Here is a 13,535-nt window from a genome sequence, read left to right on the forward strand (position 1 = left end):
TTATGCACACTCCCACGATTGAATACGGGCTGATCGCTCCGCTCATCGTCCTGATTGTCGGAGCCATTGTCTCGGTGCTCGCCGAGGCCTTCATCAAGCGCGGCAAGCGCTTCAGCGTGCAGTTCGCGATCGCCGTGATCACCATGGCCGTCGCGCTCGGCCTGGTCTGCTTCGACTGGTCGTCGCAGCCTGGGGCCGCCGTGATGGGTGCGCTGTCGATCGACGGTCCCACCCGCGCGGTGTGGATGCTGCTGCTGTCGTTCGGGCTGCTCTCGGCGCTGCTCTATGGCGAGCGTCGCATCGGCGGCGGGGCAAGTTCCTTCGCCCCGCAGGGCCATACGGTGCCCGGCAGCCTGGCTGAGCGCCAGGCCATCGCCGCGCGCCAGGAGAACTCCGAGGTCTTCGCACTGCTGGAGATGTCACTGTTCGGCATGCTGGTGTTCTCGGCCGCCAACGACCTGCTCACCATGTTCGTGGCACTGGAGATCCTCTCGCTGCCGCTGTACGTGATGTGTGCCCTGGCGCGCCGTCGCCGCCTGCTGTCGCAGGAGGCCGCGCTGAAGTACTTCATGCTCGGCGCCATGTCGAGTGCCTTCTTCCTGTTCGGCGCCGCGCTGCTGTACGGCTACACGGGAAGCTTCAACTTCGCGCTGATGGATCGTTCCATCACCCTGTCCACCGAGTCGATCGGGCTGTTGCTCGCCGGCACCGCGCTGGTCACCTCCGGCGTGCTGTTCAAGGTGGGCGCGGTGCCCTTCCACAACTGGGTTCCCGACGTCTACACCGGCGCCCCGACCCCGGTCACCGGCTTCATGGCCATCTGCACCAAGATCGCCGCCTTCGCCGGCCTGCTGCGCGTGCTCTACGTCGCGCTCGGCGGGGCCCGCTGGGACTGGCAGCTGGTGCTGGTGGTCATCGCCCTGGCCACCATGCTGATTGGTGCTGTCGTCGGCCTGGCACAGACCGACGTGAAGCGCCTGCTGGCCTACTCGTCCATCGCGCATGCCGGCTTCATCATGATTGCGGTGGTTGGCGCCGTGACCGCTGCTGGTGGCCTAGCCGCCGGCGAGTCCGGCTCCGTGTCCAGCGTGATGTACTACCTGGCCGCCTACGGCCTGGCGACGCTGGGAGCCTTCGCGATCCTGCCCATGGTGCGGCGTGTCGGCGGCGAGGCCAATGGCTTCGACGCATGGGCCGGGCTGGGCAGGCGTCGTCCCGTGCTCGCGGTGATCATGACGCTGTTCCTGGCCTCCATGGCAGGCATCCCGCTCACCGGTGGCTTCATCGGCAAGCTGCTGGCCTTCAGCGCGGGCTGGCAGGGCGGCTACGCCTGGCTGGCCGTCGTGGCCATCTGCCTGTCGGTCGTGACCGCGGCCTACTACTTCCGCGTCGTGTGGATCATGTTCTTCAAGGAACCTGACATGGAAGTTGACGTGGTCAAGGCTGGCTGGCCCACCTGGCTGGTCATCATCATCGGCGTTGTCGGTACTGTTGTTCTCGGCATTGCGCCGGGGCCGGTACTTGACCTGTTCACCGGCGCAGCACAGTTCCTGCGCTGATAAGGAGACGACCTTGACGCAGGCCGAGGACGAGGCTTTCGAGGCCTACGTCGGCGATCAGCTGGATGCGGTGGAACGGCGCCTCAGCGCGATCACGCTGACGGCAGCCAATCCCTTCCTGGCTGAGGCGGCCGAGCACATCATCGCGGCCGGGGGCAAGCGCTTCCGCCCGATGCTCGTGGCGGTCACCAGCCAGCTGGGGCCGCAGCCCAACGACGCGGCGGCGCAGATCGCGGCCGTCGTGGTGGAGCTGACCCATGTGGCCTCGCTCTACCACGATGACGTGATGGACGATGCGGCATTGCGCCGCGGGGTCCCCAGCGCCAATGCGGCGTACGGCAATTCGACCGCCATCATGGTGGGTGACTGGTTGTTCGCCCGGGCCTCCAACCAGGTGGCCACATTGGGCAACGACTTCGTGCGGATGCAGGCCGACACCTTCGCCGAACTGGTCACCGGCCAGATCGACGAGATGCGCGGCCCCCAGCCCGGTCATGACGCGATGTTGCACTATCTCAACGTGGTGGCCGGCAAGACCGGGGCGTTGATCCGCACGTCGGCGGTGTTCGGCGCCATGACCAGTGGCGCAAGCCGTGAGGTGCTCGATGCGCTGGCGCAGTTCGGCATGCAGATCGGCGTGGTCTTCCAGCTTGCCGACGACCTGATGGACATCATGTCGGACGATTCCGGCAAGGCCCCCGGCACTGACCTGCGCGAGGGCGTCTCGACCCTGCCGACGCTCATGCTGGCCGCCAGCGAGGATTCCGACGACGATGAGCTGAAGTCGTTGATCGCCGGCGACCTGGCCGACGACGACGTGCTGGCGCGCACCCTGGCGATGCTGCGTGCCAACCATGTGATCGAGGAGGCGCGTGCAGATATCGTGCAGCGCGCCGAACTGGCCCGCAAGCAGCTGGACCTGTTGCCCGATGGTGCCGCGACCCGCGCGCTGTCGCGCCTGTGCGATGAGGTGGTCAGCCGCTCGAACTGAGCACAGGGTCTGATCAGAGGCAGGAGGGGTGCCCCGACGAGCGTCGGGACACCCCTCCTGCCGTATCCGGGTCCTGTCGTATCCGGGTCTGCCGTATCCGGGTCCGGCCCTATCCTGGTCCGGCGCCGTTCAGCGGGTCGGCGTCAACGGTGTGTCGGGGTCGAAGGCCGCCCGCGGGTCATAGCGTCCGGGCCCGTAGCGGTTGGGGCCGAAGGTGCCCCCGATCGCCATGAACACCAGCACGATGAAGTTCCCGAAGCCGGGAATGAAGTGCAGCAACAACCACCAGCCGCTGCGGTCCTGATCGTGGAAGCGGCGGATCTGCACCATGATGAACGGCAGCAACATCGCCAGTGAGAACACCCAGCCCAGCGCGTTGAACCAGACGTTGTGTGACATATACGCGTAGAACCAGCCGTCATCGGCCAGCGTCGTGTGGTCTCCGGTGAGCACCGCCAGCAGGCCCAACACGGAGTCGACCACCAGGATGAAGAACAGGAACCACCAGAACTCGGCGCGTCCGGATCGTCCGTTGGGGTTCACATAGTTGCGGAAGCAGCTCTTGATCGCTTCGAGGGGACTCATGGCCTCTCCTGTTCCTCGCGGATGAATTCGTCGGGAAGGACAGTTCGTTGGCCTACAACGGTAGAGGTGCGGTCACCGCCCGGTGACGGCGGGGGGCTCCTGCGAGTCGTCCCCGGATGGGGGTGGGGTGGCGTTCTTCGGGGGACGGGTGGCGCTGTCGGCGCCCGGTGATGCCCAGAACTGGTCGGGGTCAGTGGTCGGCACGGGCGTCGTGTCGCCCAGCACGACGGTGCTTTCGGACGCTGCCGTGTCGCCCAGCACCACGGTCTGTTCGGACGCCGCCGGGTTCTCCAGCCGAACCGTGTCGTCCTCGGCGCCATTGCGTGCGTCGTGGTGGGCACCGGTGTCCAGCAGCGTCGGCTCGGCGTCCTGCGGGCCGGGCATGAACGCGTCGCGGGAACCGGCGGGCTCCTGGGTCGGCTGGGCCTGGGGTCCCACCTGGGTGCCGGGGCGCACGGGGCTGGCGGGGTAGCCGTTCCCGCCGGTCGGGTAAGAACTCGCCGGGGGGAACGGGCTGGACTGGTGGGGTGCGGGATCGGGCCCGCCGGCCGGTGCCGCGGAGGGTTCGCCGGGTACATCGCGCGAACCATCGGGGTAGTAGCTGCGCGCATCAGGATCGGGCTGGGCGCCCTGCTGGCCGAAGGCCGGTGACGGCGGCACTGAGGCGTCCGGACGCCAGGCAGGGGCCGCCTGCTGGTGGCCGTAGCCCGGCTGGGCGTAGTCGGCCCGGCCCCAGGTCGATTGCTCGTAGCCCTGGCCATAGGCCTGCTGGCCGAAGCCCGGGGCGTCCGGTTGGCCGTAACCGGGCTGCGGGCCGTATCCGGGCTGTCCGTAGGAGACGTCCGGGGCGGGCAGTGCATAGCCGCCCTGCCCCGGGCCGTACAGCGCCGGCCCGTAACCCGCGTCATCGCCCCATCGTGGATCGGGGCCGTGGCGGTTGGGGCCGCGCGTGCCCTCCAGGCACATGAAGACCAGCGGAATCACCAGGAAGAACAGGTTGAGCAGCACCAGCGCCCCCGACAGGTCCTGGTCATGGAAGCGGCGGGCCTGCACGCACAGCAGCGGAATGAGGCTCACCACATTGGCCACGAGGATGAGCAGGAACAGTCCTCCGCCCACCGGCGGCACCACGATGGAGACGAGCGTCGCGAGCAGGAAGGCGCCCACATTGCCCAGGAGCAGGGCCAGGTAGAAATACCAGAACTCTGCCCGACTGGCACGTCCATTCGGATCAGCGAACTTGCGCAGGCATGTGCTGACGGCTTCACCGAAACTCATGTGGTGCTCCTCATAGTCGGAATGTGCGCGGACGACGCAGTCCCACGGCGGGGTGCCGCCCACGGGTCCTGAGGGGTGCGCGTCAGGCTACCAAATCTGCACGCGGTCACTCGGCTCCAGCCACATGGGATCTCCCGGCTTGGTGCCGAAGGCCTCGTGGAAGGCCGAGATATTGCGCACCACCTGGTTGCAGCGGATCTCGTCGGGGGAGTGCGGGTCAACGGCCAGCGATTGGCGCATCTGCTCGGGCCTGGTGGTGTCCTGCCACACCTGGGCCCAGCCCAGGAAGAGGCGCTGGGCGGCCGTATAGCCGTCCTGGGGCGCCGGCTCGACGCCACCCAACGAGAGCAACCAGGCCTGATAGGCGATGGACAGGCCGCCCAGGTCGCCGATGTTCTCCCCGATCGTCAGCTCGCCATTGACATGTACCTCGGGGCACACCGAGGGCGCCAGCTCGTTGTACTGGGCGATGAGCGCATGCGTGCGGTCCTCGAAGGCCTTGCGGTCGTCGTCGGTCCACCAGTTGCGCAGTCGTCCGTCACCGTCGCAGGTGGAGCCCTGGTCGTCGAAGCCATGGCCGATCTCGTGGCCGATCACCCCGCCGATGCCGCCGTAGTTCACCGCATCGTCGGCATCCACGTTGAAGAACGGGGGCTGCAGGATCGCGGCCGGGAAGACGATCTCGTTGCGCAGCGGATGGTAGTAGGCGTTCACCGTCTGGGGATACATGAACCACTCGTCGCGATCCACGGGCCCGGAGAGCTGCTCGATGGTGTGGTCGAATTCGAAGGAAGCGGCCCGCAGCACATTGCCGAGCAGGTCATCGGGGGCGATCTCCAGCGCCGAGTAGTCGCGCCACTTGTCGGGATACCCGATCTTGGTGCGGAACTTCGACAGCTTGTCCAGCGCCTCGGCGCGGGTGGCCTCGGTCATCCAGTCCAGGGTGCTGATCGACGCCCGATAGGCCTCCAGCAGGTTGCGCACGAGCCGATCGGCCGCAGCCTTGGTCTCCGGCGGGAAGTGCTTGGCCACATAGCGCTTGCCGATGGCCTCACCCAGCACGCCCTCGGTCACCGAGACGCCGCGCTTCCAGCGGGCACGCTGCTTGGGGACGCCCCGCAGCCCCTTCGAATAGAACTCGAAGCTCTGCGCGCTCAGGTCGCGATTCAGATAGGGCGACAGGCCACTGACCACCTGCCAGCGCGCCCAGGCCCGCCAGCGGTCGAGGTTCTCGGGGATCACGAGCTTGGCGACGTCGCCCAGGAAGGTGCGCTGTGCGTTGACCACCTCGCTGACGGCCTCGCGCGGGAGTTCCGCGCCGGCCAGGAAGGAATCCCATTCCAGGGTGGGGGTGGCGGCGGTGAAGTCGTCCCAGGTCTGCGGGAAGTACATCTGGGTCATGTCGCGGGTGCGCACCTTGTCCCAGTGGCAGGCCGCGATCTGCTTCTCCAGCTCGAAGGCCATCGTCGCCTGGCCGTCGGCGTCGGCCACGCCGGCGAGGTCGAAGCTCTTGCGGATGTGCGCCAGGTACAGCGCCCGCAGGTCCTCGTGGTCGGGCAGGCGGTAGTACTCCTCGTCGGGCAGCCCGATGCCGGCCTGGCCCACGAACATGAGATAGCGGTTCGGATTGCCCGGGTCGGAATCGTTGTCGAAGTCAGCGAGCGGGTTGATGCCGTGGCGCACGCTCCAGCCCCAGAACGACGCCAGGTCGGCGACGCTGGCGATCGCGTCGACGCGCGCCAGGATCGGTGCCAGGGGCGAGACGCCGAGCGCCTCGATGGTCTCCTCGTCCATGAACGAGGCGTACAGGTTCGCGATCTTCGCCTGTTCGGTGGTGGGATCATCGCCGGCCTCAAGGCCCTCGACGATCTCGTGCACCGCCTTTTCGGAGTTCTCGCGCAGGATGGCGAACGCACCCCAGTTGCTGCGGTCGTCGGGGATCACCGCGTTCTTCAGCCAGGTGCCATTGACATGGCGGAACAGGTCGGTGGTGGGGGCGACGGACTTGTCGAAATCCTCGAAATGGAATGCAGGAGTGCTCACCTGCCCAAGGCTACCCATCACCCACCATCGTCCCGGCGGAATCGGCCGGTCTCGCGATCAGCGAAGCCCCCGCCGCGGTCACTTGCGACGATGGCTCGCGACGATGGTGGGTGGGGTTGGTGCCCCGTCCCCCGGGCAGGCCCGGACCTATTCGACCAACCAGGTATCGGTGCCGTTGATCAGGTTCTGCAGCGCCGGATCCGACGAGGGGTTGGCCTCGCCATGGGTGGCCTGCGTGATCTGGGTGCGCACCTGGTCGTCATAACTGGGCAGCGAGATGTCGCGGAAGATCCCCATCGGAGCCCGGTGCATGACCCCGGAATCGGTGAGCCGACTCAGCGCGAACGCCCGGGTGGGATCGGGATTGGTGGGATCGTGCACCACGATGTCGGCCTCCTTGACCTCGGAGACCTTCGCGATGCGCACCCCGCCGTTGGCGTCGGGCACCACGCACAGCTCGCGGTCGGTGCCGAAGCGGATCTGCTCGCCGGCCACCAGCGGGATCACTGCCTCGTCGGCCCCGGGGCCCTTCAGCGCCTCGAAGGCACCGTCGTTGAACACGGGGCAGTTCTGGTAGATCTCCACCAGGCTCGCACCGCGATGGTGGGCGGCGGCTGCAATGGTCGACACCAGGTGCTCGCGGTCGGAATCCAGTGAGCGCGCCACGAAGGTGGCCTCCGAGCCGAGCGCATAGGACACCGGGTTCACGGGACGATCCGGCGCGCCCATCGGGCTCGACTTCGTGACCTGGCCCACGGCGGAGGTGGGGGAGTACTGGCCCTTGGTCAGGCCGTAGATGCGGTTGTTGAACAGCAGGATGGTGATGTTCACATTGCGCCGCAGCGCATGCAGCAGGTGGTTTCCGCCGATGGACAGGGCGTCGCCGTCGCCGGTCACCACGAACACCGCCAGGTCGGGACGGGTGACCGCCAGGCCCGTGGCCAGCGTCGTGGCCCGGCCATGGATCGAGTGGATGCCATAGCTGTTCAGGTAATAGGGCAGCCGCGACGAGCAGCCGATGCCCGAGACCACCATCGTGTTCTCGCGGGCGATCCCCAGCTCGGGCAACACCTGCTGGAAGGCCGACAGGATCGAATAGTCCCCGCAGCCGGGGCACCAGCGGGGCTCCTCGGTGACGAAGTCCTTGCGGTTCAGTGGCGTGGTCGCCAGCGGAACCCCGAGCAGGCCATTGGCCTGCTCGTCTGCCTGTGTCGCGTCGATGCTCATCGACGGGCCTCCTGTTCGATCTCGTCCAGATGTCCGGCCAGGTATTGCGTCAGCTCACCCACCGGTAGGGGTTGTCCGCGCACCTTGCTGAAGGTGCGCACGTCCACCAGGTACTTGGCACGCAGCACCAGCGCCAGCTGGCCGAGGTTCACCTCGGGGGCGATGACGCGGCGATAGCGGTGCAGCACCTGGTCGAGGTTGGCCGGCAACGGGTTCAGCGTGCGCAACTGCACCTGGGCGACGTGGCGTCCGGCAGCGCGCAGGTCGCGCACGGCGGCGGTGATCGGGCCCCACGAGGAGCCCCAACCCACCACCAGCAGGTCGGCCTCGCCTTCGGGGTCGTCGACCAGCGCGTCGGGCACCGGGATGCGTGCGACGCGCTCGGCGCGGGTGTGCACCATCTGCTCGTGGTTGGCCGGGTCGTAGCTCACCGTGCCCGCCTCAACCGACTTCTCCAGGCCGCCGAGGCGGTGTTCGGCGCCCACGGTGCCGGGCAGCGCCCAGTCGCGGGCGAGGGTCTGCGGGTCGCGCTTGTAGGGCAGGAAGGTGGGCTTGCCCTTCTCGTCGAAGCCGTTGGGTCCGGTGGCGAAGTGCGGGTCGATCGGTGCGATCTGCGAAAGGTCGGGCACCTGCCAGGGCTCGGCGCCGTTGGCCAGGAAGGCATCGGTGAGCAGCACCACCGGGGTGCGGTTCTCCACCGCGGCGCGGCAGGCGTCCACGGTCACTTGGAAGCAGTCGGACGGGGAACTGGGGGCGAACACCGGCAGGGGTGATTCCCCGTTGCGTCCCCACAACGCCTGGAGCAGGTCTCCCTGCTCGGTCTTGGTGGGCATGCCGGTGGACGGGCCGGAGCGCTGCACGTCGACGATCACCAGCGGCAGCTCGGTCATCACCGCCAGGTTGATCATCTCCTGCTTCAGCGCGAAGCCGGGGCCGGAGGTGGTGGTGACGCCCAGTGCTCCGCCAAGGGAGGCGCCCAGTGCGGCACCGATGCCGGCGATCTCGTCCTCGGCCTGCACGGTGATCACGCCGAATGCCTTGCGCTTCGACAGCTCGTGCAGGATGTCGGAGGCCGGCGTGATCGGATACGAGCCGACGAACAGCGTCATCCCGGCCCGGGCGGCGCCGACCATGAGCCCGTAGGCGGTGGCCAGGTTGCCGGTGATGCGGCGGTAGCGCCCGGCCGGCACCGGCGCCGGCGGCACCTCGTAGCGCACCGCGAACTGCTCGGTGTTCTCGCCATAGTTCTCGCCGGCACGCAGCGCGGCGATATTGGCGTCGCGCACGCTGGGACGTGAGGCGAAGGTCTCGCCCAGCCAGTGCACGGTGTCCTCGGTGGGACGTCCGTACAGCCAGCTGACCAATCCGAGGGCGAACATATTGCGGCTGCGGGCGGCACCGCGCCGGCTGGTCTCGAAGGCCGACACGGCGGTGGCGGTCAGCGTGGTGATGTCCACCTCGACCAGCTGGTAGCCCTCCAGGGAGCCGTCGGTGAGCGGATCGGCCTGGTAACCGGCCTTCTCGAGGGCCCGCTTGGCGAACGAGTGCTTGTCGACGATCACCAGCCCGCCGCGCACCACATCGGCCAGGTTCGCCCGCAGCGCCGCGGGGTTCATGGCCACCAGCACGTCGACGTGCTCGCCGGGGGTCACGATGTCCTCGTCGGCGAATTGGATCTGGAAGCTGCTGACGCCGGCGATCGTGCCCTGGGGAGCCCGGATCTCGGCGGGATAGTCGGGCAGGGTGGCGATGTCGTTGCCGTGTTCTGCTGATTCGGCGCCGAACCGGTCGCCGGTGAGCTGCATGCCATCACCCGAGTCGCCGGCGAAACGAATCACCACCCGATTGAGTCGCTGGCGCTGTGGTGTCTGCTGCCCCGGGTTCACATCTGCTCCTTGACGCATTCGGTGTCGGATCCCGGCTGGTAGGTCCATCGTGGTGTCCGCGATGGTGCCCGGCCGGGTCGGACCATTGGCCGGCTGGTCCCCTCATCGGGGCCGCCCTCCACACTAATGTCGAAAACCGGGCCCGACAGGGTTGACCGATACGCTGTGAGCATGGTCGTCGAGGGGTCCCGCGCAGTTGCCTGGTTGGCAAACTGCTGGCGTGATCTTGCCGACGCCCTGCGCGTGCGGGTGGTGCGCCGTGGCCTGTACGGCACCCTGCTGATCGCCATCGGCGCCCTGAGCCCCGCCTATCTGCCGCGCAGTTCGCCGTGGTGGACGTGGTTGTCCGCGCGTCGGGCGGAGGGATTGCCCTCGAAGCTGATCGGCACCGCTGCGACGATGGCCGGTCTGCTGCTGATCATGAGTGCCTGGTACCGGTTGCGGCCCGGGGCGAGGGGCGGTGCGCCCGGCGACGCAACGGGCCCGGCGGCATATCTGACGCTCAAGCACTGGGCGGTGCTGGCCTGGTGGAGCCTGCCCTTCCTGGCGGCCCCGCCGATCTTCAGCCATGACGCCTATTCCTATGCTGCGCAGGGCTGGCTGGTGCACAACGGGATCAGTCCCTATTACTCGGGGCCGGGCGTGCTGCCCGGCGGCTTCGCCGACCAGGTCGCCTGGGTGTGGCGTGACACGCCGAGTCCCTACGGGCCCCTGGCCATGCAGATCTCGCACCTGCTGCTGCACGTGTGCGGCTTCGACCCCTATTGGTCGGCGGTGGCCCAACGCGTACCCGCGCTGCTCGGGGTGGTGCTGATCGGCATCTTCCTGCCGCGGTTGGCGCGCCGGGTGGGCTGCGACCCGGCCTTCACCGCATGGTTCGGTGTGCTCAACCCGCTGTTGATCATCGACTTCGTGGGCGGGGCCCACAATGACTCGCTCATGATGGGACTGGTGGTCTTCGGCCTGTGGCTGGCCACCATTCCCGGCGGACGACGGTATTCGTCGCGGTCGTGGGCTGCCGGGGGCTGGTGGTGGCTGGCCGGCGCAGCGATCATCGGCGTGGGGGCGACGATCAAGCAGCCCGCCTTCCTGGCCGCCTATGTGGTGCCGATGCTGGCACGGCGCTGGGGCAGCCTCAAGGTGGGGGAGACCGCCATCACCGTCACCCGGGTGCTCACCAGCTTCGCGGTGTCCATTGCGGTCTTCGCCGGGATCAGCATCGCCACCGGGCTCGACTTCGGGTGGTACAACGCCGTCAGCGTGCCCGGCAGCGTGGGCTCCCCGGCGCCGGCGAGCATCGTCGGCAATGGCGTGCAGTGGGTGATGAACCTGTTCGGTGCCGATCCCACGGCCAAGTTGGGCATCAGTATCACCCAGACCGTCTTCCTGGCCGTCGGCGCCGTGGTGCTCGCGCTGGGGGCCGTGACGATCGCCCGCAAGCGGCCCGCCACCTTCATCTCCTGGGGCTACCTCGTGGTGGCCATCGCCAGCCCCGCGCTGCACAGTTGGTACATGCTGTGGGGCGGCCTGACGCTGCCCCTGGCCCAGCCGCGTCGACGCCTGGTGGCCGTGGCCATCTGGGTGAACCTGGCGCTGCTGTGCTACGACGCCGTCGACATGGCCTGGCGCAATGACGGCGTGGCCATCGGCGTCGCCGCGGTCGCCGCCTCGGTGTTCATGACGTGGATCCACCAGGCGTCGGTCAGGGTGACCCGCCATCCGGGCCATGCCACGCACCTGGAGCTCCCCGCAACCTCCTGAGAGCCGTCCGATCGGGGGGCAGGACCCCGAGCAGGCGGATTTCATCGCTATTGTTCCCGGGCTCCCCGGCGGGACGCGCCAATGGTTAATCTCGACATGTCAGCCGGCAGGGCTGGGTCAACCAACCCGTGTCACTCAACAGCACCGTGTCGACCAGGGAGGCATCGTGGCCAACCTTCAGCAAGCAGCGACTTCCACGACGTTGACGTTCACCAACCGTGAGAGGCTCGCCGTGCTCATCACGACGACCCTGGGTGTGATTGGCGTCGGCTGGAGCGCCGTGGGTCTTGTCCGCGACGGGATATCTGCCCGGGAGCTCGTGGGGTTCATCGGCCAGACGCTCATCTACCTGGCACTGCTGATAGGAATCCTGCAACGTCGGGGCTGGGCAGTGACCCTCGTCCGGTTCTTCGCCTTCTGCACGGTGGCCCAGATCATTGTGTCCCCGAACTACCCCACCACGGCGCGGTTCCTGACAACCCTGGTGTTCCTCGCCTGCGTGGTGACGCTGCTGTGGAGCCTCAAGGGCTTCCGGACGGTTCGGCGAACGTGACCCCGGGCCCGTTCAATCAGCGGCCCGCCCAGCGGCACCGGATCGCCATGGGACGCACTCAGAGGTCGTAGTCCACGACCACGGCGGCGTGGTCGCTGACGCGTTCGTCGGCGCCGTGGTCGCGATCCACGAAGGCGCGGGCACTCCTGCGGGCCAGCTGTGGGCTCGCCAGGTGGTAGTCGATGCGCCAACCGGTATCGCGGGCGAAGGCCTGCCCCATCCAGCTCCACCATGAATAGGGGCCGTCCTGATCGGGGTGGGCGGCGCGCACCACGTCCACGAGCGTGCGCGGCGAGAGTTGTTCGCTCAACCAGGCCCGCTCCTCCGGCAGGAACCCGGACGCCTTCTGTGCCGGGCGCCAGTTCTTCACGTCCAGCCGGGTGTGCGCGATGTTGAAGTCGCCCACCACGAGGAACTCGCGTCCGGCGGCATGGGCGGCGCGGCGCGCCCGGGTGAGGTGACGCGAGAAGCCGGCCAGGAAGGCCATCTTGCGGTCATAGCGCCGCTGCACGCCGGCCAGTTGTTCGTCGGTCAGCGGATCGCGACTGCGGATGCCCGGCGCCAACAGCGAATCGCCCTTCGGCACATAGACGCAGGCCACCGTCAGCGGCTGGTCGGCCAGGTCGACCTCCACATAGCGTCCCTCATGGTTGAACGAGCGCAGCGGGCGGGCCAGCGGATAGTCCGGCACCGACAGCTCGTCGGCCCCGGCCATCCGCGCGTCTCCTGCAGGCGAGATGAACATCGCCTGGTCGCTCCACACCCGCACGGCGTCGAAGGGCGTGCGGCTCAGCACCGCCACGCCGTTGCGGCCCTTCAGCTCACCGGCGTCATAGGCCACGTGGAAGCCGGCGAAGGCCTCCATCGGGAGCGCCTCATAGGGGCAGCGCACCTCCTGCAGGCAGGCGACGTCGGGCAGGCAGCGTTGCTTCCAGCCCGCGAAGCCCCTGCGTTGGGCGGCACGGATGCCATTGACGTTGTAGGTGGCCAGTCGAAGCACGCCGACCACCCTAACCGTCGGGCGGCCGGCCACCCGCGGCGACGACCCGGACGTGGTCGGTCAAAGGTTGCGCCCAGAGTGCTGCGCCACACTGGGGGCATGGCTCGTGAACCGCAGGTCTTCCATGCCGACGGACCGGTGCGCCGCACCTGGGCATCGAAGTTGGCGGCCACACTGGCCGTGCTCGTCGTGGTGGCGCTGATCGTCGGGCCCGTCGTGGTGCGGGCCGTCCACCGGTCCAATGCCGATGCCGCCGAGGCCAGCCTGCTGCTGCTCGGGCTGGCGTGCGTCGTCGTGGGCCTCGTCGCGGTGTTGTGCGCGTTCGTGGCCGTGGTGCGCGATCGGGGCACCTCGCGCGTCGGGGCCCTGCTGTTCCTGGCCGATGCCGGCGTGCAGGTCGTCTACGGGCTGATCGGCATTTCCAGCACCCAGATGCAGGGCCTGGCCGACCAGGCCTACAGCTGGAGTTGGGCGGCGATCAGCCTGTTGGTCACCGTCGTCGCCTGCGCGTTCACCTTCATGCCGCCGCGTCCGCTGACCACCCGCAAGGACGCTCGCCGACCCGTCCGCTGAGGTGCCCGAGGGGGTCGTGTTCCCCACTGGCCCCGGGCCCCCACCGAGCCGTGATTTTTACGTGCTCGGCGATCACTGG

The 13,535-nt window shown here is 68.3% G+C and carries 11 protein-coding genes; 5 read left to right on the forward strand and 6 right to left on the reverse strand.

The window, feature by feature from the left end; genetic code table 11:
• Nucleotides 1-2 precede the first annotated feature (2 nt).
• On the forward strand, nt 3-1,559 hold the full coding sequence (nuoN, locus tag RM25_RS02400) for an NADH-quinone oxidoreductase subunit NuoN (RefSeq protein WP_044636002.1): 1,557 nt from the start codon (nt 3-5) through the stop codon (nt 1,557-1,559).
• Between the two features lie 61 nt (nt 1,560-1,620).
• Nucleotides 1,621-2,550 (forward strand): polyprenyl synthetase family protein, encoded by a 930-nt coding sequence (locus RM25_RS02405; protein ID WP_044636626.1) that lies wholly within the window; start codon nt 1,621-1,623, stop codon nt 2,548-2,550.
• A gap of 129 nt (nt 2,551-2,679) precedes the next feature.
• On the opposite strand, the gene RM25_RS02410 is transcribed toward RM25_RS02405, so the two are convergent.
• The 5 genes from RM25_RS02410 to RM25_RS02430 form a co-directional block, all read right to left on the reverse strand.
• Nucleotides 2,680-3,135 (reverse strand): DUF805 domain-containing protein, encoded by a 456-nt coding sequence (locus RM25_RS02410; RefSeq protein ID WP_013160453.1) that lies wholly within the window; start codon nt 3,133-3,135, stop codon nt 2,680-2,682.
• A 72-nt stretch (nt 3,136-3,207) separates the two neighbouring features.
• Nucleotides 3,208-4,413 (reverse strand): DUF805 domain-containing protein, encoded by a 1,206-nt coding sequence (locus RM25_RS12885; RefSeq protein ID WP_013160454.1) that lies wholly within the window; start codon nt 4,411-4,413, stop codon nt 3,208-3,210.
• 87 nt (nt 4,414-4,500) lie between these two features.
• On the reverse strand, nt 4,501-6,474 hold the full coding sequence (locus RM25_RS02420) for a M13 family metallopeptidase (protein ID WP_044636627.1): 1,974 nt from the start codon (nt 6,472-6,474) through the stop codon (nt 4,501-4,503).
• A gap of 129 nt (nt 6,475-6,603) precedes the next feature.
• Nucleotides 6,604-7,683 (reverse strand): 2-oxoacid:ferredoxin oxidoreductase subunit beta, encoded by a 1,080-nt coding sequence (locus RM25_RS02425; protein WP_013160456.1) that lies wholly within the window; start codon nt 7,681-7,683, stop codon nt 6,604-6,606.
• Nucleotides 7,680-9,587 (reverse strand): 2-oxoacid:acceptor oxidoreductase subunit alpha, encoded by a 1,908-nt coding sequence (locus tag RM25_RS02430; protein ID WP_044636003.1) that lies wholly within the window; start codon nt 9,585-9,587, stop codon nt 7,680-7,682. Before RM25_RS02430 ends, RM25_RS02425 begins: the two co-directional genes overlap by 4 nt.
• Before the next feature lie 153 nt (nt 9,588-9,740).
• Between RM25_RS02430 and mptB the strand changes: the two genes are divergently transcribed.
• Nucleotides 9,741-11,330, forward strand: coding sequence for a polyprenol phosphomannose-dependent alpha 1,6 mannosyltransferase MptB (mptB, locus tag RM25_RS02435; RefSeq protein ID WP_013160458.1), 1,590 nt, complete (start codon nt 9,741-9,743; stop codon nt 11,328-11,330).
• A gap of 166 nt (nt 11,331-11,496) precedes the next feature.
• Nucleotides 11,497-11,883, forward strand: a complete 387-nt coding sequence (locus tag RM25_RS02440) for a hypothetical protein (RefSeq protein WP_013160459.1) — start codon at nt 11,497-11,499, stop codon at nt 11,881-11,883.
• Between the two features lie 58 nt (nt 11,884-11,941).
• Here RM25_RS02440 and RM25_RS02445 read toward each other — a convergent pair whose 3' ends face one another.
• Entirely contained in the window at nt 11,942-12,883 is a 942-nt protein-coding gene (locus RM25_RS02445; RefSeq protein WP_044636628.1) for an exodeoxyribonuclease III, read from the reverse strand.
• Between the two features lie 99 nt (nt 12,884-12,982).
• Between RM25_RS02445 and RM25_RS02450 the strand changes: the two genes are divergently transcribed.
• A complete protein-coding gene (locus RM25_RS02450; protein ID WP_013160461.1) occupies nt 12,983-13,456 on the forward strand; it encodes a hypothetical protein in 474 nt (157 codons plus the stop codon).
• Nucleotides 13,457-13,535 lie beyond the last annotated feature (79 nt).

It is taken from the genome of Propionibacterium freudenreichii subsp. freudenreichii, from assembly GCF_000940845.1.
Lineage (GTDB): Bacteria > Actinomycetota > Actinomycetes > Propionibacteriales > Propionibacteriaceae > Propionibacterium > Propionibacterium freudenreichii.